The organism is Algoriphagus zhangzhouensis (assembly GCF_900148515.1).
Lineage (GTDB): Bacteria > Bacteroidota > Bacteroidia > Cytophagales > Cyclobacteriaceae > Algoriphagus > Algoriphagus zhangzhouensis.
The window spans coordinates 473,795-490,529 of the sequence record NZ_FRXN01000003.1; the positions used below are offsets into that span (position 1 = coordinate 473,795).

Consider the following 16,735-nt stretch of genomic DNA (forward strand, 5'->3'; position numbering starts at 1 on the left):
TTTGTCCGACCATCAGTCCGACAACTTCAGATTCAAACATCGAACGAGTCATGTTTGACTAACACGTACAAGAGTGGTTCGTGGCCAAAGATGTGGCTGAATTGCTTGAGTACAAGAACACCCGAAAAGCAGTAATAGACCTTTGTAAAATCGCAGATTCAGATGGTGTCGCGAATCGCGACCCCATCGGCGGAGAAAAAAAAATACAGATCGTCCCACGACCAGATGTTTACCGTCTGATCACCAAGTCGAAACTGCCTGCCGTATAAGAGTTGGTACCACTGGATGGAGAAGTTCGAGAAAAGGGTACTCACATTATGAGTACCCTTGAGCCTGAACTTGAAAACTCTCGTTTAAAGCGATAGTATTGCTGAAACCTGCAACAGCCTTTGAAACCACATTTGTGAGGTGTGGGCAAAATACCCACCCCTTCAGCCGACGGTATGCAAATGACCAAAAGAATACGAACGACGGTCTATGTATAGTATAGACCGTGGAGAAGGAACTTATTGGATGAATGATCCGATACATCATGTTTTAGACTGCCCCCCCCCATCATCTATCGGTCTTTTATTGGTTGAACTTTTCTGTATAGTCGAGAGGACAGACCACCCATGGTATCATCCCCCGGGTTCTCAAAAGCTGGGTCTCTCCCCCCGGGGTCATCACGGAACATTTTCCTACCCAGATTCCTACCCCCTGCAAAATCCAGTGTAAACTTAAACGATTTAAACACGATGGATTTACGTACTTCAAAACGTTCCCAAGCACGCATCAGAGTATGCATGCAGGGTCCAAGTGGGGCAGGGAAAACATTCTCTTCTCTCCTACTTGCCTTTGGTCTGACAGGCAACTGGTCCAAGGTCGCTGTCATCGACACCGAAAACCAGAGCGCAGATCTCTACGCCCACCTGGGGCACTACAATGTGATTTCAGTTGGTGCTCCACAGACTCCAGAGAAATACATGGAAGCAATCGAAGTCTGCGAAAAGGCTGGAATGGAAGCCATCATCATCGACAGTATCTCGCATGAATGGGAAACTCTCTTGGACATCCACTCCAATATGCCTGGTAATAGCTTCTCCAACTGGGCGAAGATCACACCAAGGCACAATGGTCTCTTGAACAAGATCCTTTCCTGTTCAGCCCATGTCATTGCAACAGTTCGAACAAAGCAGGACTATGTTCTGACAGACAAGAATGGCAAGATGGTGCCCGAGAAGGTGGGACTAAAAGGTGTACAGCGTGATGGATTGGAGTATGACTTCACCATCGTCTTCGATGTCAACATTCGTCACATGGCGTCTGCTTCCAAAGACCGGACAGGTATGTTTGTCGATCTTCCAGACTTTTTGATCGGGATAGAGACAGGTCAGAAAATCCTGAAGTGGTGCAATGAAGGATCTTCAGTTTCTGAGAAAACCGATAGCTTCTCGCTCACTGATGAATTTGAAAAAAGCCTGTCCTTCCAGGATGCAATTTCTGCTTGTCAAAACATGGACGAGTTGATCAAGCTCTTCAATGCCAACCCATCTCTTCAGCAAGTCTTCAAAGACGAATTCATTGCTCAGAAAAACAGACTTCTCGACCAACCAAACTTCCGACAGAATGGAACTACTGCGCATTGACCACCTACAAACCAGCGACCGCCTCCCTGCGGTCAAAACCAAGAAGTCAGTGTCCAGATTCCTAAAAGCAAACACAGAGGAAGTCAGTTGGGAAGAGATGAGAGACAGACATGTGATTCCAGTATTCCTGAAGGACAACGAGCCAACCATCTCTCACTGTGAGTTCGTGGAGGCAGTATCACAGGCTGCTCAGGATTGCTTCAGTCTGTCAGAATTTCCAGAAGCGGATATTCGGGTCTCACATCCTGTGAAGGGGAGGATCTATGAAGCGAGACACAAAAAGGCTCAGGATCTTCAGCCTTCTGAGAAGACGATCTACTATGAGCGTATGGCATTCATGGTTTCTATACCCGGCATTCAGGATCAAGTTTCTGGGAACATTCTGGAACTCACCATCGGTGGGGTGAAGGCATACCACTTGGATAACCTCAACTCTACGAAAGGGAGTCCTGAGCACTTCAAGATCTTCATCGGGTTCAAGAACACAGTCTGTACAAATCTCTGCGTTTCTACAGATGGTGTGAAACTGGACTTAAAAGTCAGGTCGGTGGAGGAACTATACCAAAAAACCTTGGCATTGATGGAGAACTTCAACCCTGTCGGATTTCTGAGAAGCATGGCAAGCTTGACAGCATTCGATCTTCAAGAGAAACAGTTCGCACAGATTATCGGAAGATGCAGGATGTATCAGTTTCTTCCCAAAGATCTGAGAAACGAGATCCCTGAGCTCTTGATCAATGACACCCAAGTTTCCAGAATCGTAGAGGCTTTCTATCAAGATCCCTCATTTGCAAGAGCAACCAACGGATGTGTGGATCTTTGGAGATTCTACAATCTGTTCACCGGAGCCAATAAGCATTCCTACATCGACAAGTTTCTGGAGCGCGGGGTCAATGGTTGGGATTTCACTAACCGAGTCCGTGGTGTACTGGACGGTTCTCACCCAGATTTCTGGTACATGATATAGATCGCGAAGCCCACCACATTGATGGTGGGTTTCTTTTTGAAGAGATATGGAGAACTATCTATACGAGCTCAAACTGAGCTATCGCAGAACCAAAAGAAGAAGACAAACAGGTGCATTGCGTTCCAGCATGGATTCTTTCGAGGTTATGAAAACTGTATTTGACAAAGACCTGATAGAAGCCAGAGAGGAGTTTATTGTACTGTATCTGAACCGGGCGAACGAAATCATCGGTTACTACAAGGCATTCCAAGGAGGTGTGTCCTCTGTGGTGGCAGACACGAAGTTGATTCTGTCCACTGGCTTGAAAGTTCTGGCCTCAGGGATCATATTGGCACACAATCACCCTTCTGGAAGAATCATACCATCGGAGCAGGACATTCGTTTGACAAGGCGAGTGAAAGAAGCCTGCAAACTTGTCGACATGGAACTCTTAGACCACCTCATCGTCACTGCAGAAAACGGATTCTACAGCTTCGCAGACGAGGGTAAAATCTGAGAGATTCCACGCTGGGAAATCCAGCACAATCACGTAATTTCGAGTCAAATCAGGCAGGGGCAACGCAAAAAAAACGCAAATCGCTTCCGCTCTCAGGCTCAACAACCTGATTATCAGTAGCTCAGCTGGTTAGAGCACATGACTGTTAATCATGGGGTCCTTGGTTCGAGCCCAAGAGGGGGAGCTGTCCAAAGCCTTCAGATTCATTTCTGAGGGCTTTTTTGTTTTTAAACGCTATTTAATGGGCGAGAAGCCTGTCCCGATGAAGAAGCAAAGCGGATGAAATCGGGAAGCCCAAAATAGGGAGCATAAGCCAACAGAAATGAGTGGCTTTTTTTGTTTTTAATGGTTTAAGTTAACTAGTATTACTTAATTTACTTTTAGTTTTCAGACTTACCATTCCACCAATGAACACCTTCACCCTCCTCTTTGCTCTTTTTCTTTTATGTATGTTGGGTTGGGTGATCTATAACTCCAAAGTCAAAAAAAGTGGTTTTGAAGTTCCCGAAGTTTTTCCTGCTGATTGGAGAGCTTTTCTTCTGGACAAAGTCCATTTCTATAAAGAATTGTCAGATAGTGATAGATTGGTCTTTGAAAATGATGTTCAACGATTCCTGAAGCGCATCAAAATAACCGGAATCAAAACTACTGTCAGTGACGAGGACAGATTGTTGGTAGCCAGTAGTGCTGTGATTCCTATTTTCAGATTTCCAGAGTGGGAATACAAAACCTTGGTCGAAGTCCTTTTATATCCAGATCATTTTTCTGAAGACTTCAATTTTTCAGAAGGAGAGAGAAACATTGCAGGAATGGCAGGAAGCGGCGGCATGATGAGTAATCTGGTCATTTTCTCCAAACCGGCACTTTGGCAGGGATTTGAAAACAAGACCGACAAACACAATGTGGGAATCCATGAGTTTGTTCACCTTTTTGACAAGCAAGACGGTGAGGTGGATGGAATTCCTTCGATTTACTTGAAACATCAGTTTGTCCTTCCTTGGATGCAACTTATCAAAAAGAACACCGAAGAAATGCTGGAGGGCAAAAGTGATATTTATGTTTATGGAGCCACGAACCCTCAGGAATTTTTAGCGGTAACGAGTGAATATTTCTTTGAACAACCCCATTTATTCAAAGAAAAGCATCCTGAATTATACAAGGTGCTTTCTTCAGTTTTTCATACGGATTTAGCCTAGGCAATTGTACAAAGTACCAAGTCTTTCAGCTTTCAGACTTTTTCCTTCTAAATTCCTGATCCCTGACCACTGCGACTGCTCACTGATTTTCAGCTTTCTAACTTTATACTTCTGACTTCCTGACCACTGTTTCACTGACCACTTACTACCGCTTCCTCTCCAGCAATCTTATCTACTACCAAAGCGATTGCTCCATCTCCTGTGACATTACATGCGGTTCCAAAACTATCCATCGCGATATACAAAGCAATCATCAAACCGATCATTTCTTCATTAAAGCCTAACATTGCCTGAAGCACTCCAATAGCTGCCATAATCGCTCCTCCCGGTACCCCGGGTGCCGCAACCATCGCAATACCCAACATAAAAATAAAGCCCGCGAACATCGCGAAATCAAATGGCATCTCATTCAATATCATCAAAGCCATAGCACAAGCAGTGATTTTCATGATGCTTCCTGAGAGGTGAATAGTGGCACAAAGAGGAATTACAAACCCAGCTACTTTCTCGGAAACCCCATTCTTTTCCGCTTGTTCCAATGTCACAGGAATGGTGGCCGCTGAAGACTGGGTTCCCAAAGCCGTAAAATAGGCCGGAAGCATATTTAATAGGAGTTTTACCGGATTTTTCTTGACGATAGTTCCGGCAATCACATACTGCAAAATCAGCAAAAGGATATGCAATCCGAAGATTACTCCAATGATATTGAGGAAAACAGACAGAATCTCAAACACCTGCCCACTGAAGGACATGCTTGCAAAAATCCCCAAGATAAATAGCGGCAAAAGTGGAATAATCACTTTCTCAATGACTTGCATGATAATGGTTTGGAAGTCACTAACTACCAATTTCAAAGTAGACTTTTCCTGATAAGCCAAGCCCAACCCAATCACAAATGCTAAAACCAAAGCAGACATCACGTCAATGACTGCAGGTATTTCTATTGAAAAGAACGGAGTCAATTCCTTTGTGTTTTCAGCAATCTCAGCAGTAGAGTTTACATGCTCTGCCAAAAGCCCAGGGAATATATTCGATGCGGTGAAAAAGGTCATAAACCCTGAAAACAAGGTTGATCCATAGGCAATTGCAGCTGTCAATAAAAGCATTTTTCCAGCTTCTTTTCCCAAATCAGAGATTGCCGGCATAATCAATCCCATGATGATCAATGGGATTGCAAAGCTCAAGAACTGACCAAAAAAGGCATTGAAAGTAGCAAAGATCCGATTGAACCATTCTGGCATATAAAGACCAAAAACAATCCCCAGAACGATGGCAACAAATACTTTAAATAAAAGGCTATTGACTATTTTCTTCATAAAATCGATTTGTAATGGGCATCAACGGTAAAAACCCAAACTAAATTTTGATTTGCTAAGATAGAAGGAATAAAACCACAGGCTCAAAAAAGAGTCAATTATTGCTCGTTGGAAGCTCTTGTTTTGTTCCTAAGCAATATATTAACTTTAGAAAATCACCTCCCCTTTTTATTAGATACTATGAACTATCTAAAACCGATTCGTAAACCCAATTTTTTCATTCTTGGCGCAGCGAAATCCGGAACAACCACCCTTCATAGTTGTTTGAGCCAGCATCCGGAAATTTTCATGAGTGAAGTGAAAGAACCTTCTTTTTTTTGTGACAATTTCCAGGTTATCGATAATGAACTAGATTATTTCAGCCTTTTTGATGGAGTTGAAAATGAAAAAATAATCGGGGAATCATCCCATGTTTACCTAACAAATCCAGGAACAGCCAGAGTCCTACACAGTTTATTTCCCAACGCCAAATTTATCCTTTTACTCAGGGACCCCGTTGACCGTGCACAGTCACTTTTCCATCACATGAGAAGGCATGGGCATGAGACTATAAATTCCTTTGAAAAGGCACTTGCTGTAGAAGAAAAGCGCATTCAATCCCCATCTTTCAAAAAGGATCAATACTTATACAATTATTTATATGTGGAATCAGGAAAATACGGAAGACAAATAGATCGCTATTTGTCCTTTTTCCCGACTGAACAATTCTTGTTTTTGACTAGCTCAGAATTCTTTCAAAACCCAGAACAAACTCTTCAAAAGGTTTATAAATTTCTGGAGGTCGCAAATATTGTTTACCAACCCATTCAAAAATTAAATGAAGGTGGAAATGTTAAATCGCCACACCTGGCCAGGATTCTAAAGAATCCGCTTTTTTCACAAGGATTTTTTAAAAAAACAGGTCTCTCTAAAGTCCTACATTATCTAAACAAAGGTCAGAAAAACCAACTAAAAGAAGGAACTAGAGACATGATTCAAAGCCAGCTTAAAGAAGACCAAGAACTCCTGTTTGAGTTAACTGGAATCAGATTCTTCTAAGCCATCTTTCGGTAAATTTTCATCAATAGTTTTTGGATCAAATTTTCCTGTGGATTTTGAAAGGGCTTCAGTCCACTCAAAAATTTTTCTTGTTCTGCCGGCTGGCAGGAATAGCTCTTTCTATCAACAATCTTAGCAGGACCTGAATAATTCTTTTGGGCCACCATCATTGCATCCTCTTCTCCTTCTTTATACCAAGTATTCTTCTTTCCCTCAGGAAATGCATTGGTTGAGGCATGCAGCACATCCAATTGGACATATCGAGCCATCGCCATCATCCCATCAGTAAAAAATCGATAGCAATCCACTGGAAATCTATGCTCTTCAAATCCATTGGGAGCTATAATACAGACTAGTCCTCCTGGTTTTAATATCCGAGCAATTTCCTCCATTGTGAGCCAGAAAAACTCATTATGTTCAAATGCCTGACCAGAAATAACAATATCGAAACTGTCGGTTTCAAGTTGAGGCCAACTATATGGAGTATCTACAACCAAATCCACATTAGGACCTGTCTCCATATCCATACCCATGTATTCAAATTGATCATCAGGTAGTAATTTTCGATAGGTTCCATTTACATCATAGCTTCCGACATCTAAAATCTTTAGTGGTGATGGGTGATTTTTCCCTACAAACTTTTCTAGAAACCACTCCATTCGGAGCATTGAACTTTGGTGCATTTTATCTTTGAATTAATTTTTTAAACTCTTCTAAAGAAACAAGATTTAGGTAATCCTTTTTCTGCTTTTCAAACTCTTTGAATTCATAAAATTCGTTGACTAAAGCCAATGGTTTTCCCAAAGGAATTCTCTTTGAAAAAACCCCAACACCCCAGTCTGTATCAACACAGCAAGAATACAAATCCTTGTTCTTTCGCCATTTGACAAAAGCTTTCCAAGTTGTACCATTCCAATAAACGCCAGCTGGAGAATTTTGGAAGGAGAATTCCTCCCGAGCATGATAAGGACTAGGTGGATTACAATCATGAACCACTATAAACCCATCGTCGGAAATCAATTTGAGAGCATTGTGAATATCCTTATCCGCTTGCTCAGCGGTATGCAACCCATCTATAAAAATCAGATCAAACTTTTCTGGAACTTCCTTTAATTCACCTTTGGAAAACTGGTCAAAAAATTCATCGCTAGTGCATTTAAAATCAGCCAAATTCACATCTGATTCCAATCCGGGATCAACACTTAATTTTATTGATGATTCTATTTTTAAAAAATTATCCTCAAGGTTCCTCACACCTATCTCCAAATAACTTGCAGGACGGTCAAACAACCCTAACAATAAGTTAAGTACCTCAGTTCTATCACCCTTTTTCTGAAGTTCGTTGGAGGATCCCAATTGTGCACTAAGAAAGTGTTTGTCTTCAGATAGTTTTTTACCCTTCCTGAAATACTTCCAATATTTCTTCATTTTTTTCGATTAAGCTTTCAGGAATTATTTTTGAAACCAATTTTCCAAATCTGAATATCACACCTTGCGTCAAGGTAGATCGGAGAATTCGACCTGCAGATTCTGGAAGTTTTTGGCTTAAAGAATCTCTTTGAAATTTGATGTTTGCAGCAAGTCTAAAGGCATAAAAGCCTCTTGTAAACTGATAGTCAAGCAAATGATCGTAAACAAGAGTTAATTTATTTTTCAACAGTTTTCGTTCTTCATCAGAATGCTTGGACCATAATCCATCAGGCCTCACTCTGTAAACTGACATAGGCTCATTTAGCATAGCTACTAATCCATGCTGCCCCATAGCTATTCCTAAAAACCAATCAGTAATATTATGTATCAGCCAAAAATCCACGTAGTTCATCAAAACACTTCTCCTAAACACACATGCCGAAAGGTTCCCGATAAGATTGTAAAGGATTAGGGTTTCAGAATTAAAATATTTCACTTCGCCGACCTTTGAAGCTTTGAAAGTTTCTAGACGACCTTCAGCATCGTAATACAATGAAAAAGGATTGAAGCACATGGGACATGAAGGATTTTCATCCATCAAGCGAACCAGCTTTTGTAATCGCATTGGATCTACCCAATAATCATCCCCCTCCAAAATTGCGACATATTCTCCTTGACAATTCTCAACCCCTCTATAATAGTTACCTCCAAGACCAAGCGTTTCATTTGATTCTAGAATTCTATATTGGATTTCGACCTTTTCCAACCTCTCTATTATCTTCTCGATCGTCCCATCTGTAGAAAAATCGTCTGCAACTACTATCTCAAATTCTTGATCGAATTGTTGGTCAATTATACCATCAAGACATTGATCGATGTAGGAGACTTGATTATAGGAAACCAAAAGGACACTTAATTTCATCTTACCGATTTTTCACGTTTAGAACAACTCAAAAACACATCTTGAAACTCTCCATGATGATTAAAACCAGCTTTAATACTGCATTGATAACCTTGATCTTCAAACTGGCTCAAAAAATCTCCCATCTCAGAATCCTGCCCAGGAATATTATGGTGGTACTCTATCAGATAGGTTTTAGGAATTCCAATTCTATTGCTTCGGACTAGTTCATGAATCACTTCTTTCTCCGCTCCTTCAATGTCCATTTTGACTAAATCAACTTCCTCTTCAAAAAAATCTGACAACCGCTTGGATGGCACTTTCACACATCTCCTTCCGCCCCTTTTTGAGATAATTGACCCCTTTAAAGTCCCTTTATTTTCATCTAAGAAAAACTCAACCTCCCCTTCAGATCCCGAAAGACAGAAATTGTTTAAGGTTACATTTTGTAAATTATTTTGTTCAACATTTTTCTTGAGGAGTTGAAAAACATCAGGATTGGGTTCAAAACCTATAATTCTGCTGTTTGGATAATATTTTTTAAAAAATAAAATCGACATCCCAATATTTGCTCCACAGTCAATTATAAATGGAGAGTTGGTCTTAGTATCGAATTCATACTCCCCTTTCAAAAACACTTCCTTTATTAAATATACTAAGTTAAAGTAGCCATATGAACTAACTCTTAAACCTAAAAACCGTTGACTAATTTCCTCAGTACCAGACTTAAGTTTGATCATCAATAGGGACCAAAGCAATACTCTTAATAAACTTAATTTTTCAGACCAAGTATATACAGACGATAAGACATCAATAATTAAGGAATTAGCAAAAGCAATCTCTTTCCAGATTTTCTTCATGGTAAAATTGGCAATGCCAAATTCAGGCTTTAGGGTTTATTTTTTGTTTAATTGAATGCTAATTATTAATAAAAACAGTATTGAGAAAACAATAAAATTAACTAATGATACAGGTGGTATAAATTATTATTCTTTTACTATATTTAATTCAAAAGCAAAAAAGAAATATCTTTTCCTTGCTTGAAATAAGTAAGATTTTTCCTGGTAGAAAATTTCTTTTGAAAGACTTTGCCTATCTATCTGATTTTCAATATTTACTATTCATTAGGAACCAACAAACTCTTTAAATATCCATATTAATTGCGTTATTTTTTTGATAAAAACTCATTTACATGCAATTCCAGCAGAATAAATACCAGTCTTTCCAATAATTTAAAAATAGTCCATTAGACCAATTTTACCAATAAACCTCTCAAATAAGATCTATATTAGGCTTTCCAATAAAGCACCTATGAGTTCAAGACATACACTAACAGTTCTCCTACTTTTCATTGTTTTTCAAATTGCAGGATTCTCCCAACAAACAGACAAACCCAATATCGTTTTCTTTTTTGTGGATGATATGGGTTGGCAGGACACCTCTGTTCCCTTTTACAAAGAAGTCACCAAACTCAATAGAGAGTACTATACTCCTAACATGGAAATTTTGGCAAGTGAGGGAATGAAATTCACACAAGCCTATGCCGCGGCTGTTTGCTCCCCTTCCAGAGTTAGTTTGATCACCGGGATGAATCCAGCCAGACATCGCGTTACCAATTGGACTTTGAGAAAAGGAAAATCTCCTGATCCAGAACATCCTATCGTCACCTCTCCCAACTGGAATCTGAATGGTTTGAGCGCAAATCCAAATGAAGAACTGGCTGTATACCATATCACGCTTCCAGAACTTTTGAAAAAGGAAGGATATAAGACCATCCATGTTGGAAAAGCTCATTTTGGTGCTGATCAGACTTCCGGAGAAGATCCATTGAATTTAGGCTTTGATGTGAATATTGCTGGACATGCTGCAGGTGCTCCGGGTAGTTACTATAGTGAAAAGCATTTTAGCTCAACCTGGAGAAAAGGTGATAAAATCTGGGATGTTCCCGGATTGGAAAAGTATTATGATCAGAACATTTTCCTGACAGAAGCATTGACTTTGGAGGCCAATCAAGAAATTGAAAATGCAGTCAAAGAAGGTAAGCCATTTTATCTCTACATGTCCCATTATGCAGTGCATGCCCCTTGGGAAAAGGATCCGAGATATTATCAGAAATTTATCGATCAGGGACTGGATAAATTTCAGGCGGCCTATGCATCCATGCTCGAAGGAATGGATAAATCATTGGGAGATATCATGACTCAATTGAAGAAATTGGGAATAGATGACAAAACAATTGTTGTCTTTATGTCTGATAATGGAAGCCCAAGCCAAACGCCTCCAAACCTTCCCTTGAGAGGTCATAAAATCGATCCTTATGAAGGAGGTATTCGCGTTCCCATGATCGTCAAATGGCCTGGCGTGGTAGCAGAAAAAAGTGAAACCAATGATTATGTCATCATCGAGGATATATTTCCGACCTTCCTAGAAATGGCAGGAGCTAAAAAACCTGAAAAGAAATCTGAAGATGGAAAAAGCTTTGTTTCGATTTTGGAAGGAAAGAAAACTAACTCAGAGAGGCCGCTATTCTGGCATTTCCCCAACACCTATGACGTCCCTCCTTATAGTATAATTCGAAAAGGTGATTGGAAACTGATTTATCAACATGTCGATCAGACTTTTGAATTGTATAAAATCCCTAATGACATTTCCGAGACTCAAAACCTGATTTCACAAAACCAAAAAAAGGCAAAGGAGCTTGCAAAAAAGTTGGGAAGATATTTGAAAAAAACTCAGGCTCAAATGCCATCAATCAATGCTACCGGAGAATCTGTACCTTATCCAGATGAGGTGGAAATAAAGTAAGGAAAAGATCCGTTTTCATTTCCCTATATTTAAAGGAATTATGAAAAAGCTCCTGATATCCATTTCTCTACTTTTCCCAATACTACTACAGGCACAAACAGTTTGTAGCCTAGAAAGCCGCGAAAAGGTTGAAATCGCCTTAGAAAAACTGACAGAGCTTGACTCTAAATCCATGACTCCCAATGAACGAATCGCGGAAATAGGACAGTGGTTTATGGGAACTCCCTATGTGGAGAAAACACTCGAAATCCCTGGACCAGAGCAGGTAGTGATTGATTTTCAGGGAGTGGATTGCACCACATTTTTGGAATCGGTGGTTTCCTTAGCTCTTATAGAAGAGGCAGGAAATTTATCCTTTGGGGCTTTTGAAAAAGAACTGGAAAACCTACGATACCGAGGAGGTAAAAATACCGGCTATATCAGTCGCCTCCATTATTTTTCCGATTGGATTTACATCAATCAGAAAAAAGGGATCGTCACTGACATGACTCGAGAAATCGGAGGAGTTCCTTATGAAAATCACCCTACTTTTATGACGGAAAATCCTCAGTTTTATCCCCAACTCAGTCAAAAAGAAAATGTAGAGCAGCTTCAAAATATTGAAGCAGGAATACGCACCCGATCTTATTATTTTATTCCAAAAGCACAAATCAGCCAGGTTGAAAACCAAATTCAATCTGGAGATCTAATCGCAATCACCACTTCCATGAATAACCTGGATATGGTTCATGTGGGCTTTGCTTTCGAAAAAGATGGAAGAATTCACTTGATGCATGCCAGCTCCAAAAATAAAAAAGTGGAAATTTCAGAACTTCCACTTCATGATTATCTGGCAGGAAACCGATCCCAATCCGGGATTATGGTTGTCCGATTGAATTCAACTTCTAATTAATCTCTGATAGTCGCAATAACGCGAAGTGGACCTCCACTTCCTCCTTTAATTTTCATGGGAAGAGCAACTACGTAAATGCCAGTTGCTGGTAGTTGATCCAAATTAGCCATATTCTCAAATCCCGGAATCTGATTTTCCATCAATCGCTGATGAGCAGCAAAATCCTTGGACTGTCCATAATCTAGGCTTGGAGTATCCAATCCAACAGCCTTTACCTTTCTGGCTTTGGCTAGCCATTCGGCAGTTTCAGGTTGAATTCCCGGAAAATGCAATTCAGGGATGGCCTCTACCCCCGTTTTCGCAGTTCCAAAATAGCCTTCTCTATCAGGATAAAATTGGCCATAGCCCGTTCTGAATAGTACCATGGTATTTTCTGGAATTTTGCCATTTACAGACTCCCAGTCCAACACCGCAGCCGAATCAATCAGATAATCACGGTCATTTAGAGCTTTCTCACTTACATCCACCACAACAGCATTTCCAGTCAATTTAGAAAGTGGCAGCTCATCCACGGTCTCTCCTTTTTCATAAAAATGAATCGGAGAATCTAGGTGCGTGCCTCCATGCTCTGGTGTCAAAAGTGTGTAGGAAGAATAATAATAGCCCAATTCGGTCACTCCTTCGGCATCCACTCTATGTTGAAATCCATCTGGATTATTGGGCCAATAAAGCGTCGTAGAATCAAAGGAATATGTCAAATCAATCCACTTGAGATCTGCAAAAGGATCAGGAGACAAAGTCTCTACTGGAGTATTTGAATAGCAAGAAATCAGAAGGAAAGCTACAGCCAATCCCAACATGGATAATCTAAAAAGTTTCATCATTCAATAGGTTAGATTTCCCTGAAAGTAAGACTGAAATTTTAAATGATTACAATACTAAAACCTTAAAAACCAAAATCCTCAATCAAATAAGGCATTACTGGTCTTTCGTAACTTTTTCAATCTGAGTTTTCTCAAAAAGCGAATCAAATTCAGGATTTTTTTCAGTGGGAACAGGAGCCTGATGTCTCTCTCTCCATTGATTCAATTTCCCCAATAGCTCTGCTGCTTTTTCAGGATTGGATTCTACCAAATTATTGGTCTCAGAAACATCATCTTTCAGATTATACAACTTCAAACCTCCATCTTCAAAATACTGATGAAGCTTCCAATCTCCAGATCGAATGACAGAACCTGGCCTCGTTCTAAAAAGGGGATCCCTTGAACCATCTTCTTTGGGATTATAGGCTTCCAAATAAATCGGAAAGTGCCAATAAAGGTCGTTTGGTTCCATCTTTTCTCCCTTCAACAAAGGCAGAAAACTTTCTCCTTCCAACTGATCGAGTGGTTTTTCAGCTCCAATCAATTCCTTGAGCGTAGGAAAAAAATCCATCTGAGAAACAGGGGTTTGCACCTCCCCGTGAGTGAATTTCCCGGCCCAAGACACAATCATTGGAACCCGAATTCCTCCTTCATAATAACTCCCTTTTCCTGCTCTCAAAGGATCTTGATAACTGACAGCTCTGATTCCTCCATTGTCAGATGTGAAAATAATTATTGTGTTTTCAGCCAGTCCCAAGTCAGAGACCTTGGAAAGAAGCCTTCCGACATTTTGATCCATATTATAGATCATGGCTGCATAAGTTGCATTGGACCTTCCTGGTTCAGGAGTTTTTGCAGCAAATCGAGCGATATCCTCCTCTTTCGCCATCAATGGAGTATGAACCGTATAAAATGGCAAATACAGAAAGAAAGGCTTTTCCTGGTTTTTTTCCACAAAATCAATCGCCGCAGAAGTCAAAACATCTGTCAAAAACTCTCCGTCTCCAACTGAATCAACCGGACTCACATTAAATGGACTGAAATAGCCATCCTTTCCGGGATTTCCCCGATGGCTTCCAGCTACATTGACATCAAAGCCAAAGTCTTTAGGATTCTCCGACACATGCCACTTGCCTACACTGGCGGTTACATACCCTTGGTCTTTAAAGAGGTTTCCAAGTGTATAAGAATTTGGCTTGATAGAATTTTCATTGTGTGATGGGACTATCCTCCTTGTTTTAGGATTCCCACGATCCGCAGGACTTACGGTATAGATCCCATGAGCCGGAGTATTGGTCCCAGTCAACATGGTTGCTCGACTGGGTGCGCAATTGGAAGCTCCAGCATAAGCTTGGAAAAACACTACCCCTTCTTTGCTCAGACTATCGATGTTTGGAGTTTCGTAATAGTTTGAACCCATATATCCCAAATCACTCCAACCCAAATCATCCACATTGATCAGGATTACATTGGGTTTTCTTTCTTCTATTTGCTCCTTTTGAGAACAAGAGAAAAGAATGAGTAGAAATGGAATAAACAGGATTTGGCGCATTATATCATTGTTTAAATATTTTCAAAAATTACAATCTTGGTTACACTTTTTGAATTAGACAAGTCAACAGCTTAAGTGCTATTTACCAGAGATTATTTTCTTCAAAAAGTCCTACCAATCACTTTTCTTTTCCGTCCTTTTTCCTGTAGGTGAAAAAGGATTATTCTCAACAGCTGCCTAGGGTGGCGACTTTTGGTATTTTAAATTCGCATAATCAATTAAAATACCCCTTCAAAGACTTCAACTTAACCTCTCCTTTGGATTCTAAAACTTTCAGTCGAATACTCTTCACTTGAACTTCAGGGAAAGTCGCAATGTGCTTGTGTCCAATCAAACTTCCTTCATACAGATTCACCCATTTCCCATTCACTTTTCCTTCCAGCACAAACTTTCTGACACGCTCACCAAATTCAATATTTTCCTCCAATACCACTTCATTGATTGTGATTGCTGAGTTCAAATTGCTTTGCAAAACGCCTTTTTTATTAGGAATAATAGATACCAAAGGATTGTCAAATCTTTGATGAATTTCATCTCCAAACTCTTTCATTCTTTGGACATCAGCATCTGGGACTAATCCCCTATCATCAGGAGTAATACCCAAAATCAATGTACTATTGTGTCCCACACTGTTGTAATACATATGCAGCAGGTTTTCCAAAGGGAAAATATGGGGCTCATCTTCCGGCTCCCAAAACCACTCATGTCTTCCATTGTATCCTCTCAAAGGAGCGTCACTCATGGCTGGCATGAAATACTGCCCTTCTGGGTCTCCATATTTGATTGGGCGAAAATTGATAGAATCGCCACGGTTTGCAAACCAAGAAGGTGTATGGTATGTCCCCCAACTCGGATAAGGAACAGTCCCTGATTCACTCCCTCCCCATCTGATATCTGCACGATCCAAATTATGATAGAAAAGGGCATTCGGCTGATTTCGTTCTACAATCCCTTGCACATCAGGCCCACCTTGCTTAGGTCCATGAGCTCCCCCATCAAACCAAATAATCGCCAAATCTCCATATCGGGAAGTCAATTCCTCTACCATGCCTTCACACATCTTATTGTAATAGGCCTGTCTGTTTTTGGAAAATTCCGAATCACCCTGAACTTTGAAATCATGGACTCCCATAAATGAATTCCAACGAATTCCGATATAAATGCCGGGATCAACCCCATACTTTCTACAAGACTCTACAAAGTCTTTCACGATATCGCCTTTCCCTTCCTGAAACTTCAAGGCTTTCATGCTATTTGGATTGACATCACTTTGATAGATGGCAAAACCTGTTTCATGGGTCGCAGTCAGAATGGCAATTTTCGCTCCCATATCTTTGACAGATTTCACCCATTGATCCGTATCCAATTGCTCGGGATTGAAAATATTATAATCAGGAACAGGAGTTATTCGATTGACTTTTTGGACATACTTTTCTCCATCAAAAACATGTAAATCATAATGAAATATAGCGACTAACTCGGCATCCTGCCAAGCTAATTGGGAGGCTGTTGGCACTGGAACAGGAGATATGTCCTGAGCATAGAGTGAAGAGATACTCAAAAGCAAAAGAGCCAAAAATGAAAGAAAATATCTAGGACTTAAAATCATGGGGGTTTTTCTACTATTTGTATTCAAATTGAATGTGAATATGGAGAATAATCTAAGCTTCTTCAAATATTTTTAGTGCATTTACCCTAAATATTGATTAGAGAAGAATTTGACAATATGCC

16 protein-coding genes and 1 tRNA gene are annotated in these 16,735 nt (G+C 40.2%); 9 read left to right on the plus strand and 8 right to left on the minus strand.

Translation table 11 applies throughout. The features are described 5' to 3' along the window. The first annotated feature begins 80 nt into the window (after positions 1–80). From BUF13_RS20885 to BUF13_RS12425, 6 genes are all read left to right on the plus strand, one after another. A complete protein-coding gene (locus BUF13_RS20885; protein WP_073572117.1) occupies positions 81–269 on the plus strand; it encodes a BRO family protein in 189 nt (62 codons plus the stop codon). A gap of 468 nt (positions 270–737) precedes the next feature. Beyond that, positions 738–1,628, plus strand: coding sequence for an AAA family ATPase (locus BUF13_RS12405; protein ID WP_073572118.1), 891 nt, complete (start codon positions 738–740; stop codon positions 1,626–1,628). Next, entirely contained in the window at positions 1,609–2,595 is a 987-nt protein-coding gene (locus BUF13_RS12410; protein ID WP_073572119.1) for a DUF3871 family protein, read from the plus strand. Before BUF13_RS12405 ends, BUF13_RS12410 begins: the two co-directional genes overlap by 20 nt. Before the next feature lie 46 nt (positions 2,596–2,641). Next, entirely contained in the window at positions 2,642–3,091 is a 450-nt protein-coding gene (locus BUF13_RS12415; RefSeq protein ID WP_073572120.1) for a JAB domain-containing protein, read from the plus strand. A 118-nt stretch (positions 3,092–3,209) separates the two neighbouring features. Beyond that, a tRNA-Asn gene (locus BUF13_RS12420) sits at positions 3,210–3,272 on the plus strand. A 226-nt stretch (positions 3,273–3,498) separates the two neighbouring features. Next, positions 3,499–4,287 (plus strand): M90 family metallopeptidase, encoded by a 789-nt coding sequence (locus BUF13_RS12425; RefSeq protein ID WP_073572121.1) that lies wholly within the window; start codon positions 3,499–3,501, stop codon positions 4,285–4,287. Between the two features lie 131 nt (positions 4,288–4,418). On the opposite strand, the gene BUF13_RS12430 is transcribed toward BUF13_RS12425, so the two are convergent. Then, complete coding sequence (locus tag BUF13_RS12430) at positions 4,419–5,603, minus strand: dicarboxylate/amino acid:cation symporter (RefSeq protein ID WP_073572122.1); 1,185 nt, start codon at positions 5,601–5,603, stop codon at positions 4,419–4,421. Positions 5,604–5,783: 180 nt separating this feature from the next. On the opposite strand from BUF13_RS12430, the gene BUF13_RS12435 reads away from it, so the two are divergent. Beyond that, complete coding sequence (locus tag BUF13_RS12435; RefSeq protein ID WP_073572123.1) at positions 5,784–6,641, plus strand: sulfotransferase family protein; 858 nt, start codon at positions 5,784–5,786, stop codon at positions 6,639–6,641. Here the strand turns inward: BUF13_RS12435 and BUF13_RS12440 are convergent. From BUF13_RS12440 to BUF13_RS12455, 4 genes are read right to left on the minus strand one after another with little or no spacing between them, the layout of a single operon-like run. After that, positions 6,638–7,324 carry a methyltransferase domain-containing protein gene (locus tag BUF13_RS12440; protein WP_073572124.1) on the minus strand — a complete coding sequence of 229 codons (687 nt, stop codon included), beginning with the start codon at positions 7,322–7,324 and terminating at the stop codon, positions 6,638–6,640. The two genes, BUF13_RS12435 and BUF13_RS12440, sit on opposite strands and share 4 nt — an antisense overlap. A 1-nt stretch (position 7,325) precedes the next feature. After that, on the minus strand, positions 7,326–8,069 hold the full coding sequence (locus BUF13_RS12445) for a class I SAM-dependent methyltransferase (RefSeq protein ID WP_073572125.1): 744 nt from the start codon (positions 8,067–8,069) through the stop codon (positions 7,326–7,328). After that, positions 8,035–8,973: a glycosyltransferase family 2 protein gene (locus BUF13_RS12450; protein ID WP_073572126.1), complete on the minus strand. Its 939-nt coding sequence runs from the start codon at positions 8,971–8,973 to the stop codon at positions 8,035–8,037. Before BUF13_RS12450 ends, BUF13_RS12445 begins: the two co-directional genes overlap by 35 nt. Beyond that, positions 8,970–9,812 carry an FkbM family methyltransferase gene (locus BUF13_RS12455; RefSeq protein ID WP_073572127.1) on the minus strand — a complete coding sequence of 281 codons (843 nt, stop codon included), beginning with the start codon at positions 9,810–9,812 and terminating at the stop codon, positions 8,970–8,972. Before BUF13_RS12455 ends, BUF13_RS12450 begins: the two co-directional genes overlap by 4 nt. A gap of 451 nt (positions 9,813–10,263) precedes the next feature. Between BUF13_RS12455 and BUF13_RS12460 the strand changes: the two genes are divergently transcribed. Together BUF13_RS12460 and BUF13_RS12465 are read left to right on the plus strand one after the other, a co-directional pair. Then, positions 10,264–11,757, plus strand: a complete 1,494-nt coding sequence (locus tag BUF13_RS12460) for a sulfatase (protein WP_073572128.1) — start codon at positions 10,264–10,266, stop codon at positions 11,755–11,757. 40 nt (positions 11,758–11,797) lie between these two features. Continuing rightward, positions 11,798–12,649: an N-acetylmuramoyl-L-alanine amidase-like domain-containing protein gene (locus BUF13_RS12465; RefSeq protein ID WP_073572129.1), complete on the plus strand. Its 852-nt coding sequence runs from the start codon at positions 11,798–11,800 to the stop codon at positions 12,647–12,649. On the opposite strand, the gene BUF13_RS12470 is transcribed toward BUF13_RS12465, so the two are convergent. The 3 genes from BUF13_RS12470 to BUF13_RS12480 all read right to left on the minus strand — a co-directional run bounded on the left by BUF13_RS12470 (position 12,646) and on the right by BUF13_RS12480 (position 16,613). Continuing rightward, complete coding sequence (locus BUF13_RS12470; RefSeq protein WP_243839739.1) at positions 12,646–13,473, minus strand: cyclase family protein; 828 nt, start codon at positions 13,471–13,473, stop codon at positions 12,646–12,648. The two genes, BUF13_RS12465 and BUF13_RS12470, sit on opposite strands and share 4 nt — an antisense overlap. 94 nt (positions 13,474–13,567) lie before the next feature. Then, complete coding sequence (locus tag BUF13_RS12475) at positions 13,568–15,004, minus strand: sulfatase (RefSeq protein WP_073572130.1); 1,437 nt, start codon at positions 15,002–15,004, stop codon at positions 13,568–13,570. A gap of 214 nt (positions 15,005–15,218) precedes the next feature. Continuing rightward, positions 15,219–16,613 (minus strand): alpha-L-fucosidase, encoded by a 1,395-nt coding sequence (locus BUF13_RS12480; RefSeq protein ID WP_073572131.1) that lies wholly within the window; start codon positions 16,611–16,613, stop codon positions 15,219–15,221. Between the last annotated feature and the right edge of the window lie 122 nt (positions 16,614–16,735).

Bases quoted from the DNA above. Each gene is read 5' to 3' on its own strand.
- BUF13_RS12480 (WP_073572131.1), bottom strand. From the start codon at position 16,613: ATGATTTTAAGTCCTAGATATTTTCTTTCATTTTTGGCTCTTTTGCTT.
- BUF13_RS12410 (WP_073572119.1), top strand. From the start codon at position 1,609: ATGGAACTACTGCGCATTGACCACCTACAAACCAGCGACCGCCTCCCT.
- BUF13_RS12435 (WP_073572123.1), top strand. From the start codon at position 5,784: ATGAACTATCTAAAACCGATTCGTAAACCCAATTTTTTCATTCTTGGC.
- BUF13_RS12425 (WP_073572121.1), top strand. From the start codon at position 3,499: ATGAACACCTTCACCCTCCTCTTTGCTCTTTTTCTTTTATGTATGTTG.
- BUF13_RS12440 (WP_073572124.1), bottom strand. From the start codon at position 7,324: ATGCACCAAAGTTCAATGCTCCGAATGGAGTGGTTTCTAGAAAAGTTT.
- BUF13_RS12445 (WP_073572125.1), bottom strand. From the start codon at position 8,069: ATGAAGAAATATTGGAAGTATTTCAGGAAGGGTAAAAAACTATCTGAA.
- BUF13_RS12455 (WP_073572127.1), bottom strand. From the start codon at position 9,812: ATGAAGAAAATCTGGAAAGAGATTGCTTTTGCTAATTCCTTAATTATT.
- BUF13_RS12405 (WP_073572118.1), top strand. From the start codon at position 738: ATGGATTTACGTACTTCAAAACGTTCCCAAGCACGCATCAGAGTATGC.
- BUF13_RS12475 (WP_073572130.1), bottom strand. From the start codon at position 15,004: ATGCGCCAAATCCTGTTTATTCCATTTCTACTCATTCTTTTCTCTTGT.
- BUF13_RS12450 (WP_073572126.1), bottom strand. From the start codon at position 8,973: ATGAAATTAAGTGTCCTTTTGGTTTCCTATAATCAAGTCTCCTACATC.
- BUF13_RS12470 (WP_243839739.1), bottom strand. From the start codon at position 13,473: ATGATGAAACTTTTTAGATTATCCATGTTGGGATTGGCTGTAGCTTTC.
- BUF13_RS12415 (WP_073572120.1), top strand. From the start codon at position 2,642: ATGGAGAACTATCTATACGAGCTCAAACTGAGCTATCGCAGAACCAAA.
- BUF13_RS12465 (WP_073572129.1), top strand. From the start codon at position 11,798: ATGAAAAAGCTCCTGATATCCATTTCTCTACTTTTCCCAATACTACTA.
- BUF13_RS12460 (WP_073572128.1), top strand. From the start codon at position 10,264: ATGAGTTCAAGACATACACTAACAGTTCTCCTACTTTTCATTGTTTTT.
- BUF13_RS12430 (WP_073572122.1), bottom strand. From the start codon at position 5,603: ATGAAGAAAATAGTCAATAGCCTTTTATTTAAAGTATTTGTTGCCATC.